A 13,814-nucleotide genomic window follows, 5' to 3' on the forward strand; every position below is an offset into this window, starting at 1 on the left:
TTCCCCGGAGGCGGGTTCCGTCGTGTCCCGGGCGCGAGATCCACGCCCGGGGATAGCGTCGTTCTGGCCGCCGGGGTGAAACCCGGCGCTCCGCTGTCCCGGGTGGTTCGCGAGGCGCGCGGAGGTATGGAAGCCGATCGATCCTTACCGGGCGGGGTGGCGTGGACCAGTCGACCGTGGTGCAGACGCTGGCCGTGTCCGTCCTCGGCATCGCGGTGGCCGCGGTCGCCAGGCGCAGGGGGTGGCCGGCGCCGCTGCTGCTGGTGCTCGCGGGCCTGGTGCTGTCGCCCGTCCTCCCCGAGTACAAGCTCGACCCCGACCTGGTCCTGCTGGTCTTCCTGCCCCCGCTGCTCTACTCGGCGGCGGTCGACAGCTCCTACCTGAGGCTCAAGGACTTCCGCAGGCCGATCGGGCTGCTCTCGATCGGCCTGGTGCTGTTCACCACGCTGGTCATCGGGTGGATCACCCACCTGCTCCTGCCCGAGCTGCCGCCGGCCGCCGCGTTCGCGCTGGGCGCGATCGTGGCCCCGCCCGACGCGGTCGCCGCCGTCGCCGTGGCCCGCAGGCTCGGGCTGCCCCGCAAGACGGTCACCATCCTGGTGGGGGAGAGCCTGTTCAACGACGCCACCGCGCTCACCGCCTACCGGGTGGCGGTCGCGGCCGCGCTGGGAGGGGGCATCACCTGGCCGGAGGTCACCGCCGACTTCGCCCGGTCCGCGGTGGGCGGCGTGCTGATGGGCCTCGGGCTCGCCTGGATCCTGGCCCGGGTGCTGATCCGGTTGCGCGACCCGCTCATCGAGAACACCGTCATGCTGCTCGTCCCGTTCGCCGTCTACCTGGCGGCCGAGAGCGTGCACGTCTCCGGTGTGATCGTCGTGGTGATCGTCGGGCTCTACATCGGCCATCGCCTGCCCAGGGCGGGCTTCAGTACCCGGCTGCTGTCCGAGGCGGTCTGGCGGGTCCTCGGGTTCTTCCTGGAGACGATCGTCTTCGCGCTGATCGGCCTGCAGTTCTGGCCGATCATGAGAGGGCTGGAGTGGGCCAACCCGTGGAAGCTCGCCGGGATGGCGCTGGTCGTCTTCGCCGCCGTGGTGGTCACCAGGGCGCTCTGGGTCGTGCCCAGCCTCTACCTGCCCCGGATGCTGTCCGCGAAGATCCGCGAGAGCGAGCCCCACGCGCCGTCCTGGAAGCAGGTGACCATCGTGAGCTGGGCGGGCATGCGCGGAGTGGTCTCCCTCGCCGCGGCCTTCGCCATTCCGCAGACCCTGCGGGGCCGCGACCTGCTGCTCTTTCTCACCTTCTCGGTGGTGATCGGCACCCTCCTGCTCCAGGGCCTGACGTTCCCGGCGCTGATCCGCAGGTTGAAGATCTCCAACGAACGGGAGATCTACACCGACAACCTGGCCGAGGCGGCCGCCCAGCAGGCGGCCACCTCCGCCTCGCTGGCCCGGCTGGACGAGCTGGTGGGCGAGGGCGTCGACGAGGTCTATCGGGAGGTCGTCGACCAGCTCAGGGCACGTGCCGAGCGCCGTACCCTCGCCGCCTGGGAGCGACTGGGCAGCGGCACGGGACCACAGGGGGAGGAGACGCCCAGCACGGTCTACCGGCGCTTCCGCCGTGAGATGCTGGCGGTCGAGCGCGAGGTTTTCGTACGCCTCCGCGACGAGCGGCGCATCGACGACGAGGTGCTCCGCCGGGTTCTCCACGAGATCGACTTCGAGGAGGCCATTCTGGAGCGCGACTAGCCTCTGTCAGCCGCCCTGGGTGTAGACGGTCTTCCATCGCGAGCACCGCCCGGTCGGCCGTGCGGAGGTGCCCCGGCAGGTCCTCGCCTTGATCTGCAGGACCCCGCCGCCGTTCTTGCGGAACGTTCCCGGGCCGGGAACGCAGTTGTAGTAGGACGCCGTGTGCCACCGTCCGTTCCGAGCGCTCAGGTAACGTATCTGGGCCCACGCGCAGCCCGAGCCACGGGTGTCCTCCAGCGTGCCGTACACGACGAGGCCCGACTGGCCGACGGCGACCTTGCCCCAGGCCGCGGCGAGCCCGTCGGTGGAGTGCAGGGGGCCCCATTTCCAGACCGTGGGGGCGGCGGTGGAGGCCAGCGCCGGGGCCGAACCGCCGAGAGCGAGCGTCGCGGCGGTGGTCAGGCCCAGCAGGACACGAAGACCGGTACGCATGGAGGGGTTCCAAACTCTTGAGCATCGTTACATGTCAAGAGATAGGCCCTCGCGCTTGGAAAAGACTTGCGGCTGACATCCCCGCGGGGTGGAGGAACCCCGCTGCCGCCGGTCAGCCGATGATTTTGTCCACGTAGCACCACCGCCAGTCCTCGCCCGGTTCGAACGAGGCGATGACCGGATGGCCGATCACCGTCGCGTGGGCGGTGGCGTGCTTGTTGGGAGAGGAGTCACAGCAGCCGATGTGCCCGCAGGACAGGCACTTTCGCAGGTGAACCCAGCGATCTCCGGTCGCGAGGCACTCCTCGCACCCCTGCGGTGTGCGTGGCGCCGGGTCCTGGGCCTGCGCGAGATGTTGACAGATCTGCATGGTCTCCCCTTCGTCGGAACACTGATGATCGTACGGCCGGAGCCGCGGTGCGGTCCCCAACGCCTCGCGGTCCGGGTAACGAGCCGGTACGACAGGCGCCTGTCGCACCGGCTCGTTGGGTAGGGTCTGGGCATGCGACCCCTTCCGCGACGAATCCCCGCCCTCGCCGCCTCAGCGCTCGCCGCCGCCCTGATCACCACCGGTTGCTCAGAGATCCAGGAGGTGAGCCAGGGTATCGACAAGGCACAGCAGTGCGTGCAGGCCGCGGGCATCGTCACCGAGACCGTCTCGAAGGTCTCCGGCCTGCTCAACGACCCCGCCGCGATGGAGCAGGCGCTGAAGGACGGGGGCACCAAGCTGGGCGACCTGGCCGACAAGGCGGCCAACACCTCGCTGAAGGAGGCGGCCGACAGCGTCTCCAACACCCTGGAGGGCTTCAACGTCCCCGATGCCAACAGCGCCATCGACACCGCGCAGAAGGTGGCGACCGACTCGGTGCGGTGGGTCGAGCAACTGACCGGCGCCTGCGGATAGCCCTCACCTGCGGAGGCTCCGTCAACCCGGGTTCTCGATGGGGAATGTGGCTGAAATAGCGTCGTTCTCATGAAGCCTCCGGAGCGTGAACCGGACCCCCGGTTCACCCTTGCCAACGAACGCACCTACCTGACCTGGCTGAGCACATCGCTCGCGCTGAGCGCGGGCGGTGTGGCCATGGCCGCGGTCTCCGCCGATGTCTTCGTCCCCTGGATGCGGACCCTGCTCGCGGTGGTCCTGGTGTCGTTGTCGGCTCTGGCGGCCGCGATGGCCTACCCCCGCTGGCGTCGTGTCCAGCACGCCTTGCGCAACTCCGCCCCGCTGCCGCCTCCCGCCCTCGCGCCCCTGTTCGGGTACGGCGTGGCGACGGTCGCGGTGCTCGCCCTGATCCTCATTCTGCTGTCGCGATGAACAGCCCCTGGGACGAGGGCCTGCAGAGCGAGCGGACCCAGCTCGCCTGGATACGTACCAGCGCCATGCTGGCCGTCACCGCCCTGGCCGGTGCGGGCATCGCCCTGCGCGCCGGCACGCCCCTGATAGCGATCATCCCCTTCGTTCCGGCCCTGCTCTGCGCCGGCCTCCTGCTGACCCACACGGGCATCCGGTTCCGCCGCGTCCAGGAGGCGCTCCACCAGAGCCGTCCCCTCGACAACCGGGCCGACGCCCTCATCGCCTGGCTCGGTACCCTTGCCACCGCGGCCGGAGCCATCGCCTTCGTGCTGGCGAGGTTCGGAGAATAGGGACCTCGCGGCGTGTCACGATTGGATGATCCGTCCGGCCGCCCGGCGCCGATCTCGGTGTACCTCGTCGCGAGCTGCGGGCCGTCCGCGCCGACCGGCTCCTCGGCCTGCCGCCGGGGCCCGTGCACGACCGGATCGAGGCGGAGACGAATCATCGCGCCGGGTGGCCGTACGAGATCCTGACCACCCGTGACCGGCGGACCCTGCTGCCCGGCCGGGGCGTCCCCGGCCCGCCGTGCGGCCGTGAAACGGCCCGGCCGGCACCGGAGGCGCCCCGTGAGCCGGATCGGGCTCGGTGTCGAGGGCGGGTCCGGGCCGGGCCGGACCAGGGCCGGATCATGGCCGGATCAGGTCCGGTGGGGGCCGGTCAGGGGCGGGGGTCGCCGCCGAGGGCGACGGTCTCGGCGACCTCCGCGTGGCGCTCGGCCTCCTCGGCGGCGAACCGCTCGGTGTCGAGCTTCTCGGCGATGTCCTCGTCCTGCCGCATCAGCGCATCCAGGCTCTGGCCCGCCATGTCCAGCACGCCCATGTCGGCGTAGGCCTGCTGCAGGCGGGGGCTCCACAGCCCGATGTCCTTGACGCAGGGAACGATGCGGCTGAAGAGCAGCGAGCGGAACAGCTTGAGATATTGGGATTTGTCAACGGATTCCATGGCATCGGCGACCTCGGCCTTGTTCAGGCCCAGGTTCTCCCAGGTCTCCTGGCCGCGCAGCCGGTCGCGCATCAGGTAACAGCCCTCGATGACGAAGTCCTCGCGCTCGCGCAGCTCCGACTCGCTGAGCTGGCGGTAGTAGTCGCGCAGCGCCATCCGGCCGAAGGCCACGTGCCTGGCCTCGTCCTGCATCACGTAGGCGAGGATCTGCTTGGGCAGCGGTTTGGTGGTGATGTCGCGCATCACGCCGAAGGCAGCCAGGGCGAGGCCCTCGATGAGCACCTGCATACCGAGGTAGGGCATGTCCCAGCGGGAGTCGCTCAGCGTGCTGTCGAGCAGCGACTTCAGGTGCGGGTTGATGGGGTAGGCCAGCCCCACCTTCTCCTGGAGGAAGCGGGCGTAGGTCTCGGCGTGGCGGGCCTCGTCCATGGTCTGGGTGGCGGCGTAGAACTTGGAGTCGAGGTCGGGGACCGACTCCACGATCCTGGCCGAGCAGATCATCGCGCCCTGTTCCCCGTGCAGGAACTGGGAGAACTGCCAGGAGGCGCCGTGCAGGCGCACCTCCTTGCGCTGCTTTTCGTCCATCCGCTCCCAGAGCGGGGTGCCGTGGATCGCGATGGTCTCGTCGGGGATGCCGAGCACGTTGTACGGGTCGACCTCCAGGTCCCAGTCGATGCGTTTGACCGAGTCCCACTGCTTGTCCTTGCCCTTCTGGTAAAGGGCGAGCATGCGGTCCCTGCCGTTGTCGTACTCCCAGGTGAAGCGGGCGGCTCCGGCCGCCTCGACGTCCCACGTGGAAAGCTCGGCGGGGATGGTGTAGAGATCGTGTGTCGACATGCGGCCTCCAGAGACGTACACCGTACGTACGCAACGAGCGTGCCACGTACACTGTACGTACGTCAATGGAACCAATGAGGGGACAATGGTCATATGCCTGCCGAGCCACTGTCCCGAGCGCGCATCGTCGCCACAGCGATCGACCTGATCGAGCGGGAGGGCGCCGACGCGGTGTCCATGCGCGCGATCGCCGCCGAACTGGGTGTGGGCGTGATGTCGCTCTACAACCATGTGCCGAACAAGGAGGCGCTGCTGGACGCGGTGGCCGAGACCGTGCTGTCGCAGATCGAGTTCACCGACGACCCGGACGCCGAATGGACCGACCGGGTGCGCATGCAGGCGCTCGCCTTCCGGCAGATCGCGCATCACTACCCGCGGTGCACGATGGTGGTGGTCAGCCGCCAGCTCCGTTCCACCGCCGGGCTGCTCCCGGTGGAGCGGGCGCTGGCCACGCTGCGCGGCGCGGGCTTCGGGGGCGACGAGGCGGTGCGCGCCCTGCGGGTGTTCATCGCCTACATCGTGGGTTCGCTGCTGAGGGAGGTCGGGGTGACCCCGACGTTCGCCCCGGTGCACCGATCCGACGTCCGCGTCAGCGAGGTCGACCCCCTGCTGTTCCCGCAGGTCGGTGAGCTGGCTCCGGCACTCCACGAGTGCGACCACGAGGCGGAGTTCGCCTTCGGCCTCGAACTGCTCATCCAGGCGTTGGCCCTGCAGCTCAAGAGGTGACGCCCGGGACCTCGCGGCCCCGGGCGCCGGAGAGTGTTCCCTTCCCCTGGACACTCTCCATGCGGGTCAGTACCAGTTGCTCGACCGGAAGTGACCCCACGCGCCGCACGGTGACCCGTAGCGGCTCTTGATGTAGCTCAGACCCCAGTGGATCTGCGTGATCGGGTTGTACCGCCAGTCCCCGCCGCTGCCGCCCATTTTCGAGCCGGGCAGTGCCTGCGGGATGCCGTACGCCCCCGAGGAGTGGTTGTAGGCGCGGTGGTTCCAGTTGCTCTCCCTGGTCCAGAGGCTGTCCAGGCAGCGGAACTGGCTGTGCGGCCACGCGCGGCGGGAGACGAGACGATAGGCGATCGTCTTGTTCCTGCTCTTGGCGGTCCTCGCGACCGCCTTCACTCTTGGCTTCACCTGGGTGACCCAGGTGAGGCGATGAACGGTTCTCGCCGTCCCTTTCCTGGACGACTCGGCCGTGCTGTCGGCCTGTCCCGACGTCGAGGACCCGACCATCGCCGAGGCGGCGAGAACGGTCACGACTGTGTTGCGCAGAACGCGGTAGCTGTTCACATGGATCCTTGTCCTTGGGCCGCGTGCGGAAGCCGCAGGAGGGCACGTAGGTGCCTCTCGTACGGTCGGCGATCCGGCGCCCGTGGCTCGGGCGGGGAACGTCCGCGCGGTCTCGCCGGCCTGTTTCCGGCATGAGACGCCGCGGCGGTATCTCTAGGCGGCTTTCTAGTACGCGAGAGAGTGTCGGACGACGGATGGGACACGCGAAGGGAAGGTGTTTGCCCGATCTTCTTGATCTACGGGAGATTCGGCGAGGGTCCGGTTACGACCGGCGAATCGCCCATGCGTGGAGACGGTGTGAAAATCACCCCGTCATGGGGTTTCAGATCACCGCTTCGGGATCAGTAGATCAGTACCAGCCCCGCGAGCCGAAGTGCGCCCACGCCCGGCACGGTGATCCGTAGCGCTGCTTGATGTATCCGAGTCCCCATCTGATCTGTGTCCTGGGGTTGGTGCGCCAGTCGCGGCCGGCGCCGGCCATCTTGCCCGCGGGCAGTGCCTGCGGGATTCCGTAAGCCCCCGAGTAGCGGTTGCGGGCGCGGTGGTTCCAGTTGCTCTCCCTGGTCCAGAGTCTGCTGAGGCAGTTGAACTGGGCTCTGCTCCAGCCGTGCGCGGTCACCATCGGCCTGGCGACGGCCTGGTTGCCCGTTCTCGCCGAGGACGCCTGGGCGACCGTGGTGGTGGTGCCGAGGGTGAGCGCCGAGGCGATCATCAGCACACCGGTACGGCGTAGCGTCGACATGGGACTCCCTTGTGCCTTGGGGTTGAGGGACGGCCGCCACGATGCCCGGCGATCCGCGGCCGGGCCAGTCGACACTGTCTGTCAGGAGCCATGTCAAAGATCGGTAAGAGAATGATCAGAGCCTTGGTGAGGGGGGTGTCGTCTCACCTGTGGCCTCTGTCACATTTCACTTTATGGACGACATAACTCTCAAATGTGACAGGGGGATTAGGGTGCGGAGCATGGGAATCCGTGATATCGCCATCCACACTCTTTCCGACGTGCCCACCACCCTGGCCGAGCTGGCCGGGGAGCGGGCGGTCCTTGTCGTCAACGTCGCTTCCAAATGTGGCCTGACCCCCCAGTACGCCGCTCTCGTCGACCTCCAGCGGACCTACGGCGACCGGGGCTTCACGGTCGTGGGGGTGCCCTGTAACCAGTTCTACGGACAGGAGCCGGGCACCGCGGAGGAGATCCAGGAGTTCTGCTCCACCACCTACGGCGTCGACTTCCCGCTCCTCGCCAAGAGCGAGGTCAACGGCGAGGGCCGGCACCCGCTCTACGACCTGCTCACCCAGACCCCCGACGGCGAGGGCAAGGCCGGCGACGTCGAGTGGAACTTCGAGAAGTTCCTCGTCTCGAAGGACGGGGAGGTGCTCGCCAGGTTCCGGCCGCGCGTCCTGCCCGACGACCCCGCGGTCATCGAGGCGATCGAGAGGTCCCTCTAGCCGCGCAGCTGCCCCTGACGATCAGCTCGGTGGGCAGCAGCACTCCGCGCGGCCGCCTGGTGCCGCCGCGCAGCACCAGTTCGGCGGCGCGGTAGCCGATGTCCTGGGCCGGCTGGGCGATCACCGTCAGCGGCGGTGAGCACAGCTCCGCCCAGGGCACGTCGTCGAACATGATCAGAGACAGGTCCCTGGGGATGCGCAGGTCCAGCTCCCTGGCCGCCAGCACCGCCGCCTCGCCCAGCAGGTTTCCCCCCGCCAGCACCGCGGTCAGGTCGGGCCGGTGCTGGAAGAGCCCGGCCGCGGCGGCGTACGCGGAGTCGCGGCTGCCACGGGCGACGACGACCAACTCCTCGTCGACAAGGGGTCCGAGCGCCTGCCGGAAGAAGGACAGGCGCTGTTCCTGTCCGGGGCCGCCCAGGTAGGCGATACGGCGGTGCCCCAGCCCCTTCAGGTAGTCGACCGCGGTCCTGATCCCCGCGCGGTCGTCGGCCAGCACCGCGGGGATGTCGTCGTGCCCGGGGGAGAGCCGGTGCGCGAACACGGTGGTCAGCCCGGCCCGCAGGGTCGGCGCCCAGCCGTCGCCGTCACCGGAGGGGACCGCGATCACCCGGTCCACGCCCTGTTCGAGCAGCGTGCCGATCAGCTCGGCCTCACGCTCGGGATCGTCGCCGGTGGCGCCCAGGATCACCGGCTCTCCCGCCGAGCGCGCGCAGGTGAGCACGCCGTCGGCCAGACGGCCGTAGAAGGTGTCGGTGATGTCGGGCAGCAGCAGCCCGATCCCGCCCGAGCGCCGCTGGCGCAGGTTGCGCCCGAGCGCGCTGGGCCGGTAGTCGAGCTGGGCCGCGACGTTCAGCACCCGTTCCCTGGTCTCGGGACTCGCCGATCCACCGGACAGAACCCGGGACACCGTGGCGACCCCCACCCCGGCCGCCTCGGCGACATCCTTGATCGTCGTACGACGCATGTTCATGGAAACGATTCCATCATGCTTTCCGTGTTCGATCCAGCGCGAAGCGATAACGACTGCCCTGTTGACAGGGCAGAACCGGTCATCCCCTTGACAGGGATATCCGTTTCCGGTGAGATGCATGAAAACGTATCCAATATCGGGTGAACACGGGGTTGCCCGAGGCGCTAAGGACTTCCATGGCATCCATCGTTCTCAGCAAAGTCGACAAGATCTACGCGGGCGGCGTCAAAGCCGTGAACGGCCTCGACCTTGAGATCAAGGACGGGGAGTTCATGGTGCTGGTCGGGCCGTCCGGCTGCGGCAAGTCCACCGCCCTGCGCATGATCGCCGGGCTTGAGGACATCAGCGGAGGCGAGATCGCCATCGGCGACCGGGTGGTCAACCACCTGCCTCCGAAGGACCGCGACATCGCCATGGTCTTCCAGAACTACGCGCTCTACCCGCACATGACCGTCGAGGAGAACCTCGCCTTCGGTCTGAAGCTCCGCAAGATGCCCAAGGCGGAGATCGCCAAGCGCGTCAACGAGGCCGCCAAGATGCTCGGCCTCGACCAGTACCTCAAGCGCAAGCCCGCCGCCCTCTCCGGTGGCCAGCGCCAGCGTGTCGCCATGGGCCGCGCCATCGTGCGTGAGCCGCAGGCCTTCCTCATGGACGAGCCGCTCTCCAACCTGGACGCCAAGCTCCGCGTCTCCATGCGGGCCTCCCTCAACACCCTGCACGAGCGCCTGGGCGTGACGACCGTCTACGTCACCCACGACCAGGTCGAGGCCATGACCCTCGGCGACCGCGTCTGCGTGCTCCGCGACGGCCTGCTCCAGCAGGTCGACACCCCGCAGAACCTCTTCGACAAGCCGGTCAACCTGTTCGTCGCCGGCTTCATGGGCTCCCCGTCGATGAACTTCGTCAACGCCGAGCTGGTGCGCGGCGACGGCGGCGCAGCCGTCGCCTTCGCGGGCTTCAATCTGCCGGTGCCGAACGAGACCTTCACCGAGAAGCGCGGCCTCGACCAGTACTTCGGCAAGAAGATCATCCTGGGCATCCGCCCCTCCGACTTCGAGGACTCGGTCGCCGCCAACGGCGCCTCGGGCGGCTGGACCCGCCTGCAGGTCCGCGCCGAGGTCACCGAGGAGCTGGGCTCCGAGATCAACGTGCTCTTCCTGATCGACGCCCCGCCCGTCCAGCACCAGGACACCGTGGCCGCCGCCGACGCCGACGGCGACGAGGAGGCGACGCTGCCGCTGGTGGGCGACAAGTCGCTGTGGACCGCCCGGGTCAACTCCCGCAGCCACGTCCGTCCCGGCCAGAGCGTCGAGCTGGTCGTCGACACGCACAACCTGCACTTCTTCGACCCGGTCTCGGGTCTGGCGATCGGCCACGAGGCCAACGCCCGCGTCTGATCGGCCCGGCGGGCCCGGGGCCCGCCCTCGACCACCCTCGCAGGCCGGAAAGGGCCCGCGCCACGACCCCCTCCCGTGGCGCGGGCCCTTTCTGTCGGCGATGTCAGGCCGGTGTCGTCAGGTCAGTGGTGTCAGGTCAGCGGCGGCCGAAACGGCGGGAGACCAGGGCGATCACGTTGGCCGGAAGCAACCTGCTGACCCCGACGATGGCCTTGTAACGAAGGTCGGGGACGCTCACCAGCACACCGCGGGCCAGATCGCGCATGGCCTCGCGGGCGACGTTGTCCGCCGACAGCCACAGGAAGCCGGGGATGCTCGACTTGTCTATCGAGGCGCGCTCGTGGAACTCGGTGTGCACGAAACCCGGGCACAGGGCCATGACCCGCACGCGGCTGCCGGTCAGCTCCACGGCCATGGACTCGCTGAAGTTGACCACCCACGCCTTGGAGGCGCTGTAGGAGCCCCCGGGCAAGAACGCCGCCACCGACGCCACATTGATCACCGCGCCTCGGTCCCGCTCCCTCATACCCGGCAGCGCGGCCAGCGTCAGCCGCAGCACCGCCTCGCAGTGCAGCTTGAGCATCCGCACCTCCTCCTCCACGGGGACGTCGAGAAAGTGGCCCCGATGGCCGAAGCCCGCGTTGTTGACCAGCAGGTCGACCCCCTCGCGGAGCCGTCGTTCCACCGCCTCCAGGCCCTCCTCGGTCGCCAGGTCGGCGGTGAGCACCTCGCTGCTCACCCCGTAGCGCAGGCGTAGCTCCTCGGCGACCGAGGTGAGGCGTTTCTCGTCGCGGGCGACCAGGACGAGTGAGAATCCGTCGGCGGCCAGACGGCGGGCGAAGGCGGCGCCGATGCCGGCCGTCGCCCCGGTGATCAATGCGGTTGGCATACCCGCAGTCTAGGGACGACACGGTGGGGGAGGGGCGGGCGAACGCCCCGGGGCTTCCGGCCGGTGGCCGTGTCGACCCGTGATCGTCAAAGGGCGGAGAACAGTTGGCGATCTTTCGGTAAGTGTCACGAGGCGGCGAGCCCGTTCCCGACGAGGTTGCATATAACGGGTCCCAGGGACATGTCGCCCGCACTCCGGGTGTCGTTTCCGCAGCTTGAAATGCCGCCACCGGGGAGCTTGAAATGGCTGGAAAGTGTTTGGGATCCACCGTCTTGACGGTGGCCGCCGGGGCCGTACTGGCCTTCGGAATATCAACGGCGGCCTTCGCCGCGACTTCGACCACCGTGACCGGTCTGTCCGCGCCAGCGGTCCAGCCGGTGCCGTACCCACCGCGTCCCGCGGAGCAGGTCAACGCGATCGCCCAGGACCAGGTCAACACGATCGACCAGAACCAGAAGCAGGGAAACCACATCCGCCTGGAGAACCGCAGGAGGCATCACCATCGTAACTGTGCGGAGGGCTGCCGTAACTGCGGGGGGAACTGCCGCGGTGGCGGCTGTGGGAGAAGTGGGAGAAGCTGCAGGCCGCGCGCGGTAGCGGGGAAGCAGTTGCCGTTCACGGGAGCACCCATGGGGTCGATGGCCGCGCTCGGCGGTGGCCTGCTGGCCGTGGGAGCGACCGGCACGCTGATCTCGGTACGGCGCCGTCGATCTGCCAGTGCCGAGTAGGCGACGACGCCGGATAGTCGTGGTGGGCCTGCTGGTCCCCGCAGCCCTGGGGCTGGCGGGGGGCTGGTCGGTCCACCTCGGCATGCGCGTGCGCGATCACCTGGAGGCCGCCAGGGGCGCGCTGGTCCAGTTGCGCGCGGTGGTGGGCGCGGGCGATCCGCGCCCGCTGACCGAGGCGCTGGCAGAGGCCCGGCGGCACGCGGTCGAGGCCCGGCGGCTCACCGAGGGCCCGGACTGGTGGGTGATCGCGCACACCCCGATCGCGGGGAACGCCGCGACCACCGTGCGCGGTCTCGCCGGGGCCGCCGCCGAGCTGACCGATGTGCTCGCCGGCGTGCGGGAGGCAGCCGACCCGCTCCTGACGATCAGGACGCGCTCCCCGGGCGACCTGCGGCATCAACTGGTCGCGCTCGACGCCGCGGCGCCGGCCCTGGACGACGGCGTCACCCGTCTCGGGCGGGTGCTCGCCCACCTGGCGGCCGCCCCGGACAGCACCGGCCTGGGCAGGCTGGACGAGGCGCGTGACACGGCGCTGGGCGAGATCGGCCGGCTGCGTGGCCTGCTCCGTGACGCGGCGGACGCGGCAGCCCTGCTACCCCCGATGCTCGGCCGCGACGGCCCCCGCCGCTACTTCCTGGCGTTCCAGACCAACGCCGAGGCGCGAGGCACCGGGGGGCTGGTCGGGGCCTTCGGCATCCTGAGAGCCGACCACGGCAGGGTCTCCGTCGAGCGCCTCTCCGCCAACACCGGCCTGGCCACGAGTCCGGTCCCCGTCGCCGACCACGGCCAGGACTTCCTCGGGCGCTACGGAACGAGCGCGACCAAGATGCTCTCCGTCTCCAACCTCTCCCCGCACTTCCCGTACGCCGCGGCCACCTGGACGGGGCTGTGGGAACGGCAGGCCCGCGGGCGGCTGGACGGCGCCATCGCCACCGACCCGGTGGGTCTCGCCCACCTGCTGAGGGTGATCGGGCCGGTCCCGCTCCCCGGCGGGAGCGAGGTCACCGCCGAGAACGTCGTCGACCTCACCGAGCGGGAGGCCTACGCCCGTTATCCCGACCCCGTGGCACGCAAGCGGTTCCTCATCGAGATCGCCGGTGCCGTCAGCGAGGCGCTGCCCAGGTCCCTCGCCGACCCCACCAGGCTGCTGCCCGCGCTGTCCGACATGGTGAGCGAGCGGCGGATCCAGATCTGGAGCCGCCACGAGGCCGAGCAGCGGCGGCTGGCGCGTACCCCGGTCGGCGGTGTGCTGCCGTCGAGCCCGGGCCCGTTCGCGGGACTGGTGGTCAACAACTCCGCCGGAGGCAAGCTCGACTACTACCTGGAGCGCTCCCTCGACTACGAGCTGGGTCCCTGCCGGGGCGGGCTGCGCTCCTCGACGGTGCGGATCCGGCTCACCAACGACGTCCCGAGACGGACGCTGCCCTCCTACGTCACCGACAGGCTCGACGCCCCGCAAAGCGGCCACCTCCCCGGTTCCAACCTGCTGTGGGTGTCGCTGTACGGCGGACTCGGCGCGAGGATGACCGCGGTCCGTCTCGACGGCGAGCGGGTGACGGTCATCAGGGAGGCCGAACGCTCCCACCCCGTCTACTCGGCTCTCCTGGAGTTCGCCCCGGGACAGTCCAGGAGGCTGGAGTTCGACTTCACCGAACTCGCCTCCGACGAGCCGCCGCTGGTTCCGGTGCAGCCGCTGGTCCGTCCCCAGCGGACTCGCGTCACCCAGGACCCGCGGGGTTGCGCCTTCTGACGCCGAACTCCCCGGCGGGACGGCGGGTGGACCC

Annotated in this window: 16 protein-coding genes; 9 read left to right on the forward strand and 7 right to left on the reverse strand. The window is 69.6% G+C overall.

The features are described from left to right. The first annotated feature begins 161 nt into the window (after window positions 1–161). Window positions 162–1,745 carry a Na+/H+ antiporter gene (locus ABT130_RS04220; RefSeq protein ID WP_350952700.1) on the forward strand — a complete coding sequence of 528 codons (1,584 nt, stop codon included), beginning with the start codon at window positions 162–164 and terminating at the stop codon, window positions 1,743–1,745. A 6-nt stretch (window positions 1,746–1,751) separates the two neighbouring features. On the opposite strand, the gene ABT130_RS04225 is transcribed toward ABT130_RS04220, so the two are convergent. Together ABT130_RS04225 and ABT130_RS04230 are read right to left on the reverse strand one after the other, a co-directional pair. Next, window positions 1,752–2,177 carry a hypothetical protein gene (locus tag ABT130_RS04225; RefSeq protein WP_350952702.1) on the reverse strand — a complete coding sequence of 142 codons (426 nt, stop codon included), beginning with the start codon at window positions 2,175–2,177 and terminating at the stop codon, window positions 1,752–1,754. A 112-nt stretch (window positions 2,178–2,289) separates the two neighbouring features. Further along, the gene (locus ABT130_RS04230; protein WP_350952704.1) at window positions 2,290–2,547 is read right to left on the reverse strand and encodes a ubiquitin carboxyl-terminal hydrolase 14; all 258 of its coding nucleotides are present in this window, start codon (window positions 2,545–2,547) and stop codon (window positions 2,290–2,292) included. Window positions 2,548–2,679: 132 nt separating this feature from the next. On the opposite strand from ABT130_RS04230, the gene ABT130_RS04235 reads away from it, so the two are divergent. From ABT130_RS04235 to ABT130_RS04245, 3 genes are all read left to right on the forward strand, one after another. Beyond that, window positions 2,680–3,081 carry a DUF8711 family protein gene (locus ABT130_RS04235; RefSeq protein ID WP_350916197.1) on the forward strand — a complete coding sequence of 134 codons (402 nt, stop codon included), beginning with the start codon at window positions 2,680–2,682 and terminating at the stop codon, window positions 3,079–3,081. A 69-nt stretch (window positions 3,082–3,150) separates the two neighbouring features. Then, window positions 3,151–3,492: a YidH family protein gene (locus ABT130_RS04240; RefSeq protein ID WP_350916199.1), complete on the forward strand. Its 342-nt coding sequence runs from the start codon at window positions 3,151–3,153 to the stop codon at window positions 3,490–3,492. Continuing rightward, a complete protein-coding gene (locus ABT130_RS04245; RefSeq protein WP_350916201.1) occupies window positions 3,489–3,821 on the forward strand; it encodes a DUF202 domain-containing protein in 333 nt (110 codons plus the stop codon). The genes ABT130_RS04240 and ABT130_RS04245 overlap by 4 nt, the downstream gene beginning before the upstream one ends. A gap of 367 nt (window positions 3,822–4,188) precedes the next feature. Here the strand turns inward: ABT130_RS04245 and ABT130_RS04250 are convergent, their stop codons facing one another. Then, window positions 4,189–5,310 carry a ferritin-like domain-containing protein gene (locus ABT130_RS04250; RefSeq protein WP_350952706.1) on the reverse strand — a complete coding sequence of 374 codons (1,122 nt, stop codon included), beginning with the start codon at window positions 5,308–5,310 and terminating at the stop codon, window positions 4,189–4,191. 93 nt (window positions 5,311–5,403) lie between these two features. On the opposite strand from ABT130_RS04250, the gene ABT130_RS04255 reads away from it, so the two are divergent. Continuing rightward, on the forward strand, window positions 5,404–6,036 hold the full coding sequence (locus ABT130_RS04255; protein WP_350952708.1) for a TetR/AcrR family transcriptional regulator: 633 nt from the start codon (window positions 5,404–5,406) through the stop codon (window positions 6,034–6,036). A 66-nt stretch (window positions 6,037–6,102) separates the two neighbouring features. On the opposite strand, the gene ABT130_RS04260 is transcribed toward ABT130_RS04255, so the two are convergent. Both ABT130_RS04260 and ABT130_RS04265 read right to left on the reverse strand, forming a co-directional pair. Next, window positions 6,103–6,597, reverse strand: coding sequence for an aggregation-promoting factor C-terminal-like domain-containing protein (locus ABT130_RS04260; RefSeq protein WP_030923427.1), 495 nt, complete (start codon window positions 6,595–6,597; stop codon window positions 6,103–6,105). Window positions 6,598–6,946: 349 nt separating this feature from the next. Next, on the reverse strand, window positions 6,947–7,339 hold the full coding sequence (locus ABT130_RS04265) for an aggregation-promoting factor C-terminal-like domain-containing protein (protein ID WP_350952710.1): 393 nt from the start codon (window positions 7,337–7,339) through the stop codon (window positions 6,947–6,949). 221 nt (window positions 7,340–7,560) lie between these two features. Here ABT130_RS04265 and ABT130_RS04270 point away from each other — a divergent pair, with 221 nt between their 5' ends. Continuing rightward, entirely contained in the window at window positions 7,561–8,046 is a 486-nt protein-coding gene (locus ABT130_RS04270; RefSeq protein ID WP_350952712.1) for a glutathione peroxidase, read from the forward strand. Here ABT130_RS04270 and ABT130_RS04275 read toward each other — a convergent pair. Then, entirely contained in the window at window positions 8,018–9,016 is a 999-nt protein-coding gene (locus tag ABT130_RS04275; protein WP_350916211.1) for a LacI family DNA-binding transcriptional regulator, read from the reverse strand. The genes ABT130_RS04270 and ABT130_RS04275 overlap by 29 nt on opposite strands. 176 nt (window positions 9,017–9,192) lie before the next feature. Here ABT130_RS04275 and ABT130_RS04280 point away from each other — a divergent pair, with 176 nt between their 5' ends. Continuing rightward, on the forward strand, window positions 9,193–10,413 hold the full coding sequence (locus ABT130_RS04280; RefSeq protein WP_350952714.1) for an ABC transporter ATP-binding protein: 1,221 nt from the start codon (window positions 9,193–9,195) through the stop codon (window positions 10,411–10,413). A 136-nt stretch (window positions 10,414–10,549) separates the two neighbouring features. Here ABT130_RS04280 and ABT130_RS04285 read toward each other — a convergent pair whose 3' ends face one another. Next, a complete protein-coding gene (locus ABT130_RS04285; protein WP_350952716.1) occupies window positions 10,550–11,302 on the reverse strand; it encodes an SDR family NAD(P)-dependent oxidoreductase in 753 nt (250 codons plus the stop codon). A gap of 257 nt (window positions 11,303–11,559) precedes the next feature. On the opposite strand from ABT130_RS04285, the gene ABT130_RS04290 reads away from it, so the two are divergent. After that, window positions 11,560–12,030 carry a hypothetical protein gene (locus ABT130_RS04290; RefSeq protein WP_350952718.1) on the forward strand — a complete coding sequence of 157 codons (471 nt, stop codon included), beginning with the start codon at window positions 11,560–11,562 and terminating at the stop codon, window positions 12,028–12,030. Continuing rightward, window positions 12,020–13,780 carry a DUF4012 domain-containing protein gene (locus ABT130_RS04295; protein WP_350952720.1) on the forward strand — a complete coding sequence of 587 codons (1,761 nt, stop codon included), beginning with the start codon at window positions 12,020–12,022 and terminating at the stop codon, window positions 13,778–13,780. Before ABT130_RS04290 ends, ABT130_RS04295 begins: the two co-directional genes overlap by 11 nt. The last annotated feature ends 34 nt before the right edge of the window (window positions 13,781–13,814 follow it).

The organism is Streptosporangium sp. NPDC001681 (genome assembly GCF_040298085.1).
Taxonomy (GTDB): domain Bacteria; phylum Actinomycetota; class Actinomycetes; order Streptosporangiales; family Streptosporangiaceae; genus Streptosporangium.